This is a genomic window from Undibacterium sp. Di27W (assembly GCF_049340345.1).
Taxonomy (GTDB): domain Bacteria; phylum Pseudomonadota; class Gammaproteobacteria; order Burkholderiales; family Burkholderiaceae_D; genus Undibacterium.
Genome location: NZ_JBMPOS010000198.1, coordinates 1 through 255, shown reverse-complemented (window position 1 = coordinate 255; position 255 = coordinate 1). Strand labels below are relative to the sequence as shown.

Genomic DNA, 255 nt, shown 5'->3' with positions numbered 1-255 from the left:
CAACATCGTAGGTGTAGCGGGTGATACTGTGGCTACCATCAGCCACGCCTGTGCCGTCGCTATTGACTTTGGCATAGGTGGTACTGGTGCTGAGCTGGCCACGGGTGTTGTAGCTGTAGTCGCTGCGAGTGGTATTGCTTTGGATCTGGGAGGTGCTCCAGCTTTGCAGTTGGCCCAGACTCAGGAGTCCAGTCGTGCCGAGCCCGGCTACGGGGTAGCTGACGTTGGTGAAGTGGATCTCGGCTGTTTTTTGGC

At 57.6% G+C, this 255-nt stretch carries 1 protein-coding gene; it reads right to left on the bottom strand.

The features are described from left to right. Positions 1-255 (bottom strand): hypothetical protein (locus ACO0LF_RS31875; protein WP_423021482.1); only part of this gene is annotated, 255 nt, incomplete at both ends.